Raw genomic sequence first — 12,534 nt, 5'->3', positions numbered from 1 at the left:
CATGATCGACGTGATTACCAACGACAGGGATAGGTTGGCTGCGCTGGTACGCGAGCTCGCCGTGGTCCACGGCCGGGTGACCCTGTCCTCGGGCAAGGAGGCCGACTACTACGTCGACCTGCGTCGCGCGACCCTGCACCACGGCGCGGGCCCGCTGATCGGCAAGTTGCTGCGCGAGCTCGTCGCGGACTGGGACTTCGACGCCGTCGGCGGCCTGACCATGGGGGCCGACCCGGTGGCGCTGGCCGTCATGCACGCGCCCGGCCGCCCGATCGATGCCTTCGTGGTGCGCAAGGCGGCGAAGTCGCACGGCATGCAGCGCCAGATCGAAGGCCCGGACATCGTGGGCAAGCGGGTGCTGGTCGTCGAGGACACCACCACGACCGGAAACTCACCCCTGACCGCGGTGCGTGCGCTGCGCGCGGCAGGCGCTACCGTGGTCGGCGTCGCCACCGTCGTCGACCGGGAGACCGGCGCCGACCAGGTGATCGCCGCGGAAGGGCTGGAGTACCGGTCGATCCTCGGCTTGAAGGATCTCGCCCTGGGATAACCTGGACGATGGTCAAGTCTTCGAAAAAGGCGAAGGGTCGTGTGAGTCTCCAGTGGTGAGCATTGCAGTCAACAGAAGTCGCGAGAACGTTGCGATGCTCGGAATCGGCGCTTACCGACCCAAGCGCTTGGTCAGCAACGCCGAGGTGTGCGAGGTCCTGGATTCCACCGACGAATGGATCTACGAGCGTACCGGTGTCCGCAACCGGCGCTGGATCAGCGGTGAGGAGACGCTCCGCTCGATCGCCGCGGCGGCGGGCGAGCGCGCGATCGTCAACAGCGGTATCGACCGGTCGAAGATCGGCGCGCTGATCCTGGCCACGTCCAGTTGGCTGACCCTCACCCCGCACGGCGCGCCCCAGGTTGCCTACGACATCGGGATGAACGGCGTCCCGGCCTTCGACCTGACCTCCGGCTGCGGCGGCTTCGGATACGGCCTCGGCGTGGCCGCCGACATGATCCGCTCCGGCTCCGTCGAGTACGTCCTGCTCATCGGCGCCGAGACGATGACCGTCGGACTCGACCCCACCGACCGCGGCACCGCGATGATCTTCGGTGACGGCGCGGGCGCGGTGGTGGTCGGACCGAGCGAAGAAAACGGCATCTCGCCCACCGTGTGGGGCAGCGACGGCGAGAACGCCGCGGCGATCATGCAGGACATCGACTTCCTGGAATACATGCACCGCGCCCAGTCCATGCAGGGTCTCGACCCGGCCGTCGATCCGGTCGGCCGGATGTCGCTGCGAATGGAAGGCCCGCGCGTCTTCCGCTGGGCCGCGGTCACCCTTCCGCGTGCGCTGTCCACCGCGCTCGAGGTGTCCGGCGTGGCCAAGGAGGACATCGAGGTCTTCGTCCCGCATCAGGCCAACGCCCGGATCAACGAGCTGATGAAGAAGAACCTCGGGCTGGCCGACGAGATCCCGATGGCCAACGACATCGAGAACACCGGCAACACTTCGGCTGCCTCCATCCCCCTCGCCATCGAGGAGATGCTTGTCACCGGTAAGGCGAAGGGCGGGCAGACGGCGCTGCTGCTGGGCTTCGGCGCGGGTCTGAGCTACGCGGGCCAGGTCGTCACGCTGCCCCCCGCCCCGACCGAGCCGAGTTTCTAGCCGATGCGCCTGTTCCGAGCCGGGTATCTCGCGGCGGCGGCGGTCACCGTCTACGGCGCGGTCACCGGACGGGAGAAGGTGCAGTGGATCGCGAAACCGCTGCTCATGCCACTGCTCGCGGCCGACGTGGCGACCGAGGGCAAGCAGCTGCCGCCCACTGAGCGTAGGGTGCTGATCGGGTCGCTGGGTGCGGCGACCGTCGGCGACATATTGCTCATCGACCCGGACGACGACCACAGGCTGATCGCCGGGGCTTCGTCGTTCGCGGTGATGCAGGCCGGGTACGCGACGCTGTGGTGGCGGATGGGCGGCAGGCCCACCGTCGGGGCAGCGATACCGCGGGTGGTCGCCTGGCTGGGTGCGGCAGGGTTGCTGCGGAGCAAAGCGCCCTCGGTAGCCGCACCGCTGACGGCATACGGCGTCACCCTGGGCGCCGCGGCCGTGCTGGCCTCCGACCCGGCGCTGGCGCCCACCACGAAAAACATGGCGGGCTTGAACATCCCCGGCGCCGATCCGCGCAGCCGCCTCGGACTCGGCGCGCTGCTGTTCACCGTCTCCGACGGTCTCATCGTGCTGCGGCGGTTGTTCGCGCGCGGTGAGCGCGCCCGCCGGGTGACCGAAGGCGTGATCCTGGCTACCTACGCGGCCGCGCAGTATCTGCTCGCCGACCCGAAAGCCCACCTCGAGCCGGTGGTCACAGCACCAGAATGATGCGATCCCGGTTCGCCGGGTCCACGCGGATCGAAAGGATCTCGCCGACCGCGAGGCGGGGTTTGTCGGCCGGTGTGACGTCGAAAACGACGGTGCCCCGGTAACTTTGCGAACCGGGCACGGTCAGTTCCAGATCCAGTTCGGTGAGCTCGGTGTGATGGTCGGTGCGCTCCAGCGGGTGCACGCCCTCCACCGTCGCCCAACCCTCCAAGCCGTGTCGCCACAGTTGGCGATCCGCCTTGGACGGACGAGCCGCCAGAAGCATCCCGACGCCGACACAGGAGCCGAACAACCCGACCAGCGCCACGATTTGATACGGCACCGTCCCAGGCGGCGTCCGGTGCACCACCCACCCCAGCCACAACGCGAGCAGAACCAGATACCCGGCGGTGACCCCGAGCACCGTGCGCAATATCCGCTCGTGTTCCATGCCAGCCTCCACCCCGAGTGCCAGACCTCCAGGATAGGCCCGGCACAGTCGACGCGGACGGCTATCCGCGCGCTCGACGGCTGGTCAGGCCGGTGAGGTCGATCGTGATCGGACTTCCCGCCAGCTCCGTTGTCACGGAGCCGGAGCGTTCGGCGACCAGCTCGTAGCCGCCGCCGATCAACCGGTATGCCGTCAAGCGGACCGGCTCCAGGTCGAGCAGCCAGTAGTGCTCGATACCGGCGTCGGCGTACTCGAACCATTTGGTCAGTCGATCGGTGCGGCGCGTGCCGTCGGCGAGAATCTCGACCGCGAGCAGGATGTCGGTGGCGTTCCAGCGCGGGAGGTTCGCGGCGAGGTCCTCACTCGGCCCCGCCAGCACGTCAGGGACACGGACAGTCGGCAGTCGGCCATCGAAGACCACCACTTCCGACTGCACGAGGGCGCTGTAGCCGGCGGGCAGTTGCGGCTCGATCTGTGCGGCGAGTCGCAAGGTCGCCCACTGGTGTCGCGATGCCGGGCGCGGCGAGGCGAGCAGAACACCCTCCACCAGTTCGTAGCAACGGCTGTTGTCCTCGGGTAGCGCCTCCCATTCCGCGAGCGTCAGAAGGTGATCAGGCCAGTAGGAACCGATGCTCACGATGCCCTCCCATGCTGTCGATTCGCTGGGGAGTGTGGCACATAGTGTGGGCGAGGCGGCCGACAAATCACCCTTTGAGTCGCAATACCGCCAGTACACGGCGGTGGTGGGTGTCGGAGGGCGGCAGATCGAGCTTGATGAAGATGTTGCCGATGTGTTTTTCCACCGCGCGTTCGGTGACGGTGAGGGCGGCGGCGATGGCGCTGTTGGACAGGCCCTGCGCCATCAGCTCGAGCACCTCGCGCTCACGTGGGGTGAGGCGGGCCAGTGAATCCTGCTGACGCGAGGCGCCCATCAATTGACTCACCACCTCCGGATCGAGCGCGGTGCCGCCGGTGGCGACGCGGTAGAGCGCGTCCACGAAGTCCCTGACGTCGGCGACCCGATCCTTGAGCAGGTAGCCGACGCCGCTGGCGCCACAGGCGAGAAGTTCGGTGGCATAGCGGGTCTCGACCCACTGGGAGAACACCAGCACGCCGGTCATCGGGTATTTGCGGCGCAGCTCGATGGCCGCGAGCAGCCCTTCGTCGGTGTAGCTCGGGGGCATTCGCACGTCCACCACGGCGACGTCGGGATCGTGCGCGCCGACCACGTCGGCGAGGGTGGTCGCGTCACCGACCATGGCGACCACCTCGTGGCCGCGCTCGGTGAGCAGCCCGGCCAGCCCGTCCCGCAGGATGGCGCTGTCCTCGGCGATCACGATGCGCAGTCCCTCGCTCGTGGCCGCGTCCCGCCGCCGGCTCATCGCGACCCCGCCAGCGGGAGCAGGATGGTCACCACGGTCGGTCCGCCTGCCGGGCTCTGCACGCTCAGCGTCCCGTCCACGGTCCGGGCCCGCGCCGCGAGACCGGACAACCCGCTGCCCACGCCGAACGCACCGTCCGCGGGGGGCGCCACGCCGCCGATCCCGTTGTCGCGGACCGTGACCGCGATGGTTCGTCCGTCACTCGGCAGCACAGAGACCCACGCGCTGGTGGCCCGCGCGTGCCGCACCACGTTGGTCAGCAGCTCGGCCACCGAGAAGTAGGCGATCGCCTCGATGGCCGGAGTCGGTCGTTCGGGCAGGTGCACCCGCAGCTCCACCGGCACCGAGCAGCGCGCCGTCAGCGTCTCGAGGGCCGGCTCGAGACCGAGTTCCAAAGCGGGCGGGTGGATTCCGCGCACCAGCTCGCGCAGCTCGGCCAGCGCCTCCTTGGAGCCCGCGTGCGCGTCCGCGATCAGGTCGCTGGGATCCCCGCCCGCCGCGAGCCGATCCTCGGCCCGGCCCAGCGCCATCGCGATGGTGACCAGCCGGGCCTGGGTGCCGTCGTGCAGGTCGCGTTCCAGTCTGCGCAGCGTCGCCGCGGCGTCCTCGACCGCGGTCCGCCTGCTTTCCTGCAACTCGGTCACCCGGCGGTCACGCGCCGTCGCACTGAGCAGGGCGATGGTCAGCAGCCGGTGCACCCAGCAGACGCCGCGCAGCAGCCAGGGCAGCGCCAGGCAGCCGAGCAGGCCGATCAGCGCGAAGACGAGCACCTTCGGCAAGCTGTCGATGTAGAAATCGCCGAACTGGACCATCGACTGGTGCTCGACGCCGTGCTCGTCGACGTTGGTCGGGTGGACCAATGCCCACGGAATCGGGGACAGCGCGATGAACATGGTCATCGCGACCACGACGAGCACCAGGTACCCGACCCCCACGCCGAGCACGGCCTGGGCGAGCAGGAACAGCACCACACGCCAGCTCGCCCGATCGGTGAAAGCGGCCTTCAGGAATCCGATCGGGCCTGGTGCGGGCGCGAACGGCGGAGGCGGCGCGACGGCGACGCCGAGGAGGTCCTCGGCCAGCGCGCGGTAGACGCGGCCCCACACCCGCCCACCGAGCAGCACCAGTGCCAGCACCGGCAGGCCGATGATGGTGATCGCGAGATACAGTCCGCCGCCGAACCCGAAGAACAGATAGACGACCGCCACGCAGCCGAGCAGGAAAACGGTGAGTACGTAGACGAGTTCCTTCCAGAACCGGGCGCGCACCGGCGCGAGCAGCACCGCGCGCAGCACGTGCTCTTCCGGTTCCGGCGCAGCAGGCGGCGGGTCGAGCGCGAGGGTCGGTTCGGCGTGTGTCTCGGTCATGGATTCCATGGTTGTCGCGGCGGTTCGGGGGTTCGATAGAGCTGTCCGCCGAATATGTGGTGTAGTCGGCCACACCCACTACCATCCTGCTGATGAGCTATCCGCCGCAGCAGCCACCGTACGGCTATCCAGCCTACGGTGCCTACGGACCTCCGCCGGACCACCCGCAGGCCACCACGATCTTGATCCTGGGCATCCTCAGTCTCGTGCTGTGCCAGATCATGGGGCCTTTCGCCTGGGTGATGGGCAAGCGGGCGCTGAACGAGATCGACACGTCCGGCGGGGCCATCGGTGGCCGGGGGAACGTCAACGCGGGTTACATCTGCGGGATCATCGCCACCGCGCTGCTGTGCCTGAGCCTGGTGTTCGTCGTGTTGTTCGTGATACTCGGCCTGGTCGGCGCGTTCGCGGGAAGCTCGTCGTCCAGCTACTGAGCCGGGCACAGGGCCACCCCGCGTCGGCGCGGTGGCCGGAATTAGCATCGTCGGGGTGAGTCACCCGGACACGGCCGAGCAGGACCTCCCCGGGCCGACGGAGTGGGGTGAGCATCCCAACGGCGTCGGCCCGTGGGCGAGCGAGCACGTCGAGCCGCCACCGGACGATCCGCGTCTGGACCCCGAACTGCTGGCGGGCGGCGACCGCCGCAACGTGGTCGACGCCTACCGGTACTGGAGCCGCGAGGCCATCGTCGCCGACATCGATCGGCGCAGGCATCCGTTCCACGTCGCGATCGAGAATTTCGGGCACGACGCGAACATCGGCACGGTGGTCCGCACGGCGAACGCCTTCGCCGCCGCGGCGGTGCACATCGTCGGCCGACGGCGCTGGAACCGCCGCGGCGCCATGGTGACCGACCGCTACCAGCACATCCGCCACCATGCCGACATCGGGGAGCTGCTGGCGTTCAGCGAACGCGCCGGGCTGACGGTGGTCGCCGTGGACAACGTGCCGGGCTCGGTCCCGTTGGAGACGGTCACGCTGCCGCGCGCGTGCCTGCTGCTGTTCGGCCAGGAAGGCCCCGGTGTCACCGATCACGCCAAGCAGGCGGCCGTGATGACGGTGTCGATCGCGCAGTTCGGTTCCACCCGCAGCATCAACGCGGGCGTGGCCGCGGGGATCGCGATGCACGCGTGGATCCGGCAACACGCCGATCTGTCCACGGCGTGGTCATGATCGTGTCGCGCGCTCGGCCTCGTGAACAGGAGATCTTCCGGTGACGGTGCGAACCGGCACGATTTAACATCGCTTTCGTAACAAATCGGGCGCGTAAATCCGTTCTGGCCTGGCACCATTGACACATGACCTCGCGGAGCGACGATATCGAGGTGCCGCGCGCGGAGCACGCCGAAAAGCGCTCCTCGGCACCGCGTCCGCCGGCCGGCCGGGCGCAGGCGGGCCGGGATGCCGGGGCGCCCGCGACGCTGTGGTCCGAACGGGCGGACATGGCCGAATCGGCGGTCGTCTCACGCCACCTCCGCGCGCTGTGGGCGCTGCCGGGGACCGAGCTCGGCGTGGTCGGCTGGCCTGCCACCAAGCGCGAGCGGGTCTTCGGTTCGTGGCACTACTGGTGGCAGGCGCATCTGCTCGAGTGCGCGGTCGACGCCGCGAACCGGACGCCGACACCGCTGCGCCGCAGGCGAATCGCCGCGCTGGCGCGCTCGCACCGTATCCGCAACCTGACCGGCTGGACCAACCGGTACTACGACGACATGGCCTGGCTGGCCATCGCGCTGGAACGTGCCGAGCGCACTCAGGGCGCCGACGTGCGCAGTGCGCTGGCCGCGCTGGAGAAGCAGTTGCACGACGGGTGGCGCCCGCAGATCGGCGGCGGTCTGCCGTGGCGCCTGGGCTCGGACTACTTCAACGCGCCCGCGAACGGTCCCGCCGCGATCGCGCTGTTGCGCCTCGGGCGGATCCAGCGCGCCCAGCAGATGGCCGACTGGTTGCATGCCACGCTGCGCGATCCGGAGACCGGTTTGATCCTGGACGGCATCCACCTGCCCTCCGGTGAGATCGAGCGTCCGGTGTTCAGTTACTGCCAAGGCGTGGCGCTCGGCCTGGAGACCGAGCTGGCCGTGCAGACCGGCGAGCCCGAGCACATCGAACGCGTGCACCGGCTGCTCGCGGCCGTCGAGGAACACATGACCACCGAGGGCGTCGTGAACGGCGGCGGGGGCGGCGACGGCGGACTGTTCAACGGCATCCTGGTCCGCTACCTGGCGCTGGTCGCCGTGATGCTGCCGGGTGAGGATCGGGAACAGGTCGCCGACCGCCGTCGGGCCGCCGCGATCGTGCAAGCGTCCGCCGAGGCGGCTTGGGCCAACCGGCTCCAGGTCGAGGGCGAGCCGCTGTTCGGGCACGATTGGAGCAAGCCTGCGCAACTGCCCGGCGGCAGCGCCGGAGCGGGCCACTTCACCTCCGGCGGTTCGGTGACCTCGTCGAAAGTACCGGGACGCGATCTGTCCGTGCAGTTGTCCGGCTGGCTGCTCATGGAGGCGGCCTACCAGGTCAGCGCCGCGGGTCTGTGACCGGATTCAGCTCTCCGACTCCAGCACCACGCTCGGTGTGGTCTCGAGCGTGAAGTCCTCGGCCGGCTGCGACATCTCCTGCCGGTAGTGCCGCACGCCGAGCGCCGTTCCGATGATCAGGCCCACCACCAGCGTGCCGATCACGATCGGCATCAACCACGGCACACGCTGCAAGAAGCTGCCCGCGTAGTAGCCGATGAGCAACAGCACCGGCGCCCAGACGATCGCTCCGATGGTGCTGGCCACGGTGAACTTGCGGTGGTCCATGCGCGCCGCGCCCGCGACCGAGGGGCACAGGGTGCGCACCCACGGAATCCACCGGGCGATCAATACCGCGACGAATCCGTGCCGGTGCAGCAACTCGGCGACACGCTGCAGGTTGCGGACGTTGATGTATCTGCCGTCCTTGCGGGCGACCAGATGTTGTCCGGTCCGGTGCCCGATCACGTAGCCGACCTGGTTGCCCGCGATGGCCGCGACCATCGCGCCCAGCGACAGCGCCCAGACGTGCGCCTCACCCGAGGCATGTGAGGCCATCACGATGCCCGCGGTGATGAGCATCGAGTCACCGGGCAGAAACAGCCCGAGGATCACGGCGCACTCGAGGAAGACGAAGGTCAACACCACTGTCCAGACGAGCGCGGGGCCCGCCGACAACAGGGGATCGAAACTGCCCACGGCTAGGGGCGACGATTCGGTCGTCACCGGCTTCAGTGGGTGGGCTCGCTGGTCGAAGCGGTCAGCTCGGCCTCGACCGGTTCGGTCGCGGGCGCGCTGCGGTTGAGCAGCTTCTTCGCCACCGCGGTGATGCCGGGCAGGATCGAGACGAACACGATGAGCAGGAAGATCGCCTCGATGTTGTCCCGGATGAACGCGACGTTGCCCAGGAAGTAGCCGAGAATCGTGACACCGCCGCCCCACAGCAGCGCGCCGACGATGTCGAACGCGACGTACTTGCGGTAGTCCATCTTGGACACACCGGCCAGCACCGGCATGAAGGTGCGCACGATCGGCACGAACCGGGCCAGGATGATCGTCTTCGGTCCATGTTTCTCGAAGAACTCGTGCGTCTCGGTCACGTAGTGCTTCTTGAAGAACCGGGTGTCCTCCTTGTGGAACAGCGCGGGACCGATCGCCCGGCCGATCCAATACGCGCATTGGTCACCCGCGAAGGCGACCACCACGGTGGCGGGCACCAGCACCCAGATCGACACCGGCGGACTCGGCTGCGCGGCGAGCAGGCCGCCGGTGAACAGCAGCGAATCGCCGGGCAGGATCGGGAACAGCAGGCCGGTCTCGATGAAGACGATGACCAGGATGGCCGGGAGCACCGCGTTCTTCAGCCACGTCTCCGTGAGCAGGTGCATCGGGTCGAGCAACTCGGTAAGCGCGAGGTTGCTCGTCACCGATTCTGTCGCTGCCTGCAGAATCACGTGGCCTCCTGTCCGATACGGCTGGCTTGCATCGCTTGCCACCGCGTCGGAAGCTGCCAGCGCAAATTACCGGCACCACAGTACCGGCTCCACCTGAGAATGCTCATGCTGTGCGCGAAATTACCCGTGGGTCATCTGCGCACTCCCTCCCTGCATACCAGGCGAAACACTGCTGCCTTAGGGTGAAGGCTGACAAAATAGGTCTTTGCCGCACAACACGGAGGTCTTACTGTGCCCATCGCGACTCCGGAGGTCTACGCCGAGATGCTCGGTCGGGCCAAAGCCAACTCCTTCGCCTTCCCGGCCATCAACTGCACGTCGTCGGAGACGATCAACGCGGCCATCAAGGGTTTCGCGGACGCGGGCAGTGACGGGATCATCCAGTTCTCCACCGGCGGCGCGGAGTTCGGTTCCGGCCAGGGTGTGAAGGAAATGGTCACCGGCGCGGTCGCGCTGGCCGAGTTCGCGCACGTGGTCGCGGCCAAGTACGACGTGACCATCGCGCTGCACACCGATCACTGCCCGAAGGACAAGCTGGACACCTTCGTCCGGCCGCTGCTGGCGATTTCGCAGGAGCGGGTCAACGCCGGACAGAACCCGCTGTTCCAGTCGCACATGTGGGACGGCTCCGCGATCCCGATCGACGAGAACCTCGAGATCGCGAAGGAACTGCTGAAGGCCACCCACGCGGCCAACATCATTCTCGAGGTCGAGATCGGCGTCGTCGGCGGTGAAGAGGACGGTGTCGAGGCCGAGATCAACGAAAAGCTCTACACCTCGCCGGAGGACTTCGAGAAGACCATCGACGCGCTAGGCGCGGGCGAGAACGGTAAGTACCTGCTCGCGGCCACCTTCGGCAACGTGCACGGGGTGTACAAGCCGGGCAACGTCGTGCTCAAGCCCGAGGTGCTCGCCGAAGGGCAGCGGGTCGCGGCGGCCAAGCTGGGCCTCGGCGCCGACGCGCAGCCGTTCGACTTCGTCTTCCACGGCGGTTCCGGCTCGCTGAAGTCCGAGATCGAGGACTCGCTGCGCTTCGGCGTGGTGAAGATGAACGTCGACACCGACACCCAGTACGCGTTCACGCGGCCGGTCGCCGGGCACATGTTCGCCAACTACGACGGTGTGCTGAAGATCGACGGCGAGGTGGGCAACAAGAAGGCCTATGACCCGCGCAGCTACCTGAAGAAGGCCGAGTCGTCGATGGCGGCGCGCGTGGTCGAGGCGTGCAACGACCTGCACTCCGCCGGACGCTCGATCAGCGCCTGACCCTGATACACCCGTCAAGGGCTAGGTGCACATGAGTCTGGATGTGCGCGTGCTCGGGCCCGTTCGCCTGCTCGTCGGTGGTGAGCCGGTGGCGGTCGGCGGGCCCAAACCGCGAGCTCTGCTCGCCGCGCTCACGGTGAACCGGCGACGCGCGGTGTCGTCGGCCGCGCTCGCCGACCTGGTGTGGAACGAGGAACCGCCCGACTCCTATGCCGCCAGCTTGCAGGTCTTCGTCTCGAACATCCGTAAGGCGCTGCGCAATTCCGGCGTCGACCCGGCGACGGTGCTGCGCACCGAGTCCTCGGGCTATCGGTTGGAGATCGATGAGACCGCCTGTGACCTGGGTCGTTTCGAGGCAGCGCGGGAAGCGGGCGCCCGTGCCGCCGCGGTGGGCGATCACGCGGGGGCGGCGCAGTTGTTCGGTACCGCGCTGCGCGAGTGGAGCGGCCGGGCGCTGGCAGATCTGGCCGGTCTGCAGTTCGCCGACGGTTTCGCCACCGCCATGGACGAGGAGCGGCTGCTGGCGGCCTCGGCCCGCATCGACGCCGAGATCGCTTGCGGGCGGGCGTCCTCGGTGATCGGCGAGTTGGTCGCGATGACCACCGAGCACCCGCTGCGCGAACCGCTGTGGGGTCAGTTGATCACCGCGCTGTATCTGTCCGGACGTCAGGCGGACGCGCTGGAAGCCTGCCGCAAGGTACGCGGGGTGCTCGCCGACGAACTGGGCATCGACCCGGGACCGGCGCTGGTCGACCTGGAGCAGCGCGTGCTGCGGCAGGAGCCGCTGAGCACGGTCGAACTGCGTCAGGTCGAGCGCCTCGCCGCGGCGATGACCGAGACCGTCACCGAGGTGCCGCGCGCCGTGCGCAGCGGCCAACTGCGCATGCCGGACGGGCGAGTGGTGGCGATCGCCCAGGGCGGTCTGCGTATCGGCCGGATGACCGACAACGACCTGGTCCTGGACGATCCGAGAGCCAGCCGCTACCACGCGCACATCATGCCGAGCCGCGCGGGCCTGCTCATCAAGGACCTGCACTCGGCCAACGGCGTCTTCGTCAACGACGATCAGATCGACAGCGGCGCACTGCTCGCCGACGGCGATCAGATCCGCATCGGCGCGACGATCCTGACCTTCCAGGCGCTGCGCTAGTCGCTCCGATCGCTGGTCGCGCCGATTGCAGGCGATTCCGTCGCCGTCCCGGTCCGGATGCGCGTTGAAGCCGGGCTCCCCGCGGTAGAGCGGCCAGGCCCCTTCCGCACGGACCTGGTCGCAATCGGTGTAGGTCTTCCGCGATGGCTCACCGGACTCGGTGTCGATTCACTCGCAGGCGATTCCGTCGTTGTCCCGGTCCAGGTGCGAGGCATAACCGGGTTGTCCGCGCAGCAAGGGAGCTCGGCCCGCGTTGCGGACCTCCGTGCAGTTCTTGTAGGAGGGGCTCGGCGGTACCTGTGGCGGCGGGTTGTTCGGCTGCCGTGGATTGTCCGACCGGGGTGGAGGTGTATGCGGTGGTGCCGCGGGGGGCGGGCAGAACTGAGCGGAGCCGGAATTGCACAACAGATTGGTCAGCGGGTCCGCCACCGCTACGGGCGATCCGAGGGTGAGCGCGGCGGTGGTCAGCAGGCAGGCGGAGCCGACGCCGGGCAGGGTACGCAGGAGCGTGTTCTTCATGTGATCCGTTTTCGGTCGGCGCCGGGCGCGTCGGACACACTCGGCGGCAACGGGTTCGAACTATGACCCGGAGCGGTGCTCCGGACG

15 protein-coding genes and 1 pseudogene are annotated in these 12,534 nt (G+C 68.5%); 8 read left to right on the top strand and 8 right to left on the bottom strand.

What is annotated here, in order from left to right; translation table 11 throughout:
• Position 1: 1 nt before the first annotated feature.
• From pyrE to K8O92_07110, 3 genes are read left to right on the top strand one after another with little or no spacing between them, the layout of a single operon-like run.
• Positions 2-550 (top strand): orotate phosphoribosyltransferase, encoded by a 549-nt coding sequence (pyrE, locus tag K8O92_07120; GenBank protein ID UAK33700.1) that lies wholly within the window; start codon positions 2-4, stop codon positions 548-550.
• 52 nt (positions 551-602) lie between these two features.
• On the top strand, positions 603-1,661 hold the full coding sequence (locus K8O92_07115) for a beta-ketoacyl-ACP synthase 3 (GenBank protein ID UAK33699.1): 1,059 nt from the start codon (positions 603-605) through the stop codon (positions 1,659-1,661).
• Between the two features lie 3 nt (positions 1,662-1,664).
• Positions 1,665-2,372, top strand: coding sequence for a lysoplasmalogenase (locus tag K8O92_07110; protein UAK33698.1), 708 nt, complete (start codon positions 1,665-1,667; stop codon positions 2,370-2,372).
• Here the strand turns inward: K8O92_07110 and K8O92_07105 are convergent.
• From K8O92_07105 to K8O92_07090, 4 genes are all read right to left on the bottom strand, one after another.
• Positions 2,356-2,802: a hypothetical protein gene (locus K8O92_07105; GenBank protein UAK33697.1), complete on the bottom strand. Its 447-nt coding sequence runs from the start codon at positions 2,800-2,802 to the stop codon at positions 2,356-2,358. The genes K8O92_07110 and K8O92_07105 overlap by 17 nt on opposite strands.
• Positions 2,803-2,863: 61 nt before the next feature.
• On the bottom strand, positions 2,864-3,439 hold the full coding sequence (locus K8O92_07100) for a Uma2 family endonuclease (GenBank protein ID UAK33696.1): 576 nt from the start codon (positions 3,437-3,439) through the stop codon (positions 2,864-2,866).
• A 67-nt stretch (positions 3,440-3,506) separates the two neighbouring features.
• Complete coding sequence (locus K8O92_07095; protein ID UAK33695.1) at positions 3,507-4,184, bottom strand: response regulator transcription factor; 678 nt, start codon at positions 4,182-4,184, stop codon at positions 3,507-3,509.
• Positions 4,181-5,551: a sensor domain-containing protein gene (locus K8O92_07090; GenBank protein UAK33694.1), complete on the bottom strand. Its 1,371-nt coding sequence runs from the start codon at positions 5,549-5,551 to the stop codon at positions 4,181-4,183. The genes K8O92_07095 and K8O92_07090 overlap by 4 nt, the downstream gene beginning before the upstream one ends.
• Positions 5,552-5,643: 92 nt before the next feature.
• Here K8O92_07090 and K8O92_07085 point away from each other — a divergent pair, with 92 nt between their 5' ends.
• From K8O92_07085 to K8O92_07075, 3 genes are all read left to right on the top strand, one after another.
• The gene (locus K8O92_07085) at positions 5,644-5,985 is read left to right on the top strand and encodes a DUF4190 domain-containing protein (protein ID UAK33693.1); all 342 of its coding nucleotides are present in this window, start codon (positions 5,644-5,646) and stop codon (positions 5,983-5,985) included.
• 55 nt (positions 5,986-6,040) lie between these two features.
• A complete protein-coding gene (locus K8O92_07080; GenBank protein UAK33692.1) occupies positions 6,041-6,724 on the top strand; it encodes an RNA methyltransferase in 684 nt (227 codons plus the stop codon).
• A 269-nt stretch (positions 6,725-6,993) separates the two neighbouring features.
• Complete coding sequence (locus tag K8O92_07075; GenBank protein UAK35497.1) at positions 6,994-8,079, top strand: fructose-bisphosphate aldolase; 1,086 nt, start codon at positions 6,994-6,996, stop codon at positions 8,077-8,079.
• Positions 8,080-8,085: 6 nt separating this feature from the next.
• On the opposite strand, the gene K8O92_07070 is transcribed toward K8O92_07075, so the two are convergent.
• Together K8O92_07070 and K8O92_07065 are read right to left on the bottom strand one after the other, a co-directional pair.
• Positions 8,086-8,784 carry a DedA family protein gene (locus tag K8O92_07070; protein UAK33691.1) on the bottom strand — a complete coding sequence of 233 codons (699 nt, stop codon included), beginning with the start codon at positions 8,782-8,784 and terminating at the stop codon, positions 8,086-8,088.
• 5 nt (positions 8,785-8,789) lie between these two features.
• Positions 8,790-9,446, bottom strand: coding sequence for a VTT domain-containing protein (locus K8O92_07065; protein ID UAK35496.1), 657 nt, complete (start codon positions 9,444-9,446; stop codon positions 8,790-8,792).
• Between the two features lie 297 nt (positions 9,447-9,743).
• On the opposite strand from K8O92_07065, the gene fbaA reads away from it, so the two are divergent.
• Together fbaA and K8O92_07055 are read left to right on the top strand one after the other, a co-directional pair.
• Entirely contained in the window at positions 9,744-10,778 is a 1,035-nt protein-coding gene (fbaA, locus tag K8O92_07060) for a class II fructose-bisphosphate aldolase (GenBank protein ID UAK33690.1), read from the top strand.
• Positions 10,779-10,809: 31 nt separating this feature from the next.
• Positions 10,810-11,928: an FHA domain-containing protein gene (locus tag K8O92_07055; GenBank protein UAK33689.1), complete on the top strand. Its 1,119-nt coding sequence runs from the start codon at positions 10,810-10,812 to the stop codon at positions 11,926-11,928.
• A gap of 27 nt (positions 11,929-11,955) precedes the next feature.
• Here the strand turns inward: K8O92_07055 and K8O92_07050 are convergent.
• Together K8O92_07050 and K8O92_07045 are read right to left on the bottom strand one after the other, a co-directional pair.
• Positions 11,956-12,096, bottom strand: a pseudogene (locus K8O92_07050) (excalibur calcium-binding domain-containing protein).
• Positions 12,097-12,447, bottom strand: coding sequence for an excalibur calcium-binding domain-containing protein (locus K8O92_07045; protein ID UAK33688.1), 351 nt, complete (start codon positions 12,445-12,447; stop codon positions 12,097-12,099).
• Positions 12,448-12,534 lie beyond the last annotated feature (87 nt).

It is taken from the genome of Nocardia asteroides, assembly GCA_019930625.1.
Classification (GTDB): Bacteria; Actinomycetota; Actinomycetes; order Mycobacteriales; family Mycobacteriaceae; genus Nocardia; species Nocardia sputi.
This window is presented reverse-complemented; position numbering and strand designations above follow the sequence as displayed.

What these genes read in the sequence shown, in the direction of transcription:
- pyrE (UAK33700.1), top strand. Translation starts at nt 2, where the DNA reads ATGATCGACGTGATTACCAACGACAGGGATAGGTTGGCTGCGCTGGTA.
- K8O92_07110 (UAK33698.1), top strand. Translation starts at nt 1,665, where the DNA reads ATGCGCCTGTTCCGAGCCGGGTATCTCGCGGCGGCGGCGGTCACCGTC.
- K8O92_07105 (UAK33697.1), bottom strand. Translation starts at nt 2,802, where the DNA reads ATGGAACACGAGCGGATATTGCGCACGGTGCTCGGGGTCACCGCCGGG.
- K8O92_07095 (UAK33695.1), bottom strand. Translation starts at nt 4,184, where the DNA reads ATGAGCCGGCGGCGGGACGCGGCCACGAGCGAGGGACTGCGCATCGTG.
- K8O92_07090 (UAK33694.1), bottom strand. Translation starts at nt 5,551, where the DNA reads ATGACCGAGACACACGCCGAACCGACCCTCGCGCTCGACCCGCCGCCT.
- K8O92_07085 (UAK33693.1), top strand. Translation starts at nt 5,644, where the DNA reads ATGAGCTATCCGCCGCAGCAGCCACCGTACGGCTATCCAGCCTACGGT.
- K8O92_07075 (UAK35497.1), top strand. Translation starts at nt 6,994, where the DNA reads ATGGCCGAATCGGCGGTCGTCTCACGCCACCTCCGCGCGCTGTGGGCG.
- K8O92_07065 (UAK35496.1), bottom strand. Translation starts at nt 9,446, where the DNA reads ATGCACCTGCTCACGGAGACGTGGCTGAAGAACGCGGTGCTCCCGGCC.
- K8O92_07055 (UAK33689.1), top strand. Translation starts at nt 10,810, where the DNA reads ATGAGTCTGGATGTGCGCGTGCTCGGGCCCGTTCGCCTGCTCGTCGGT.
- K8O92_07045 (UAK33688.1), bottom strand. Translation starts at nt 12,447, where the DNA reads ATGAAGAACACGCTCCTGCGTACCCTGCCCGGCGTCGGCTCCGCCTGC.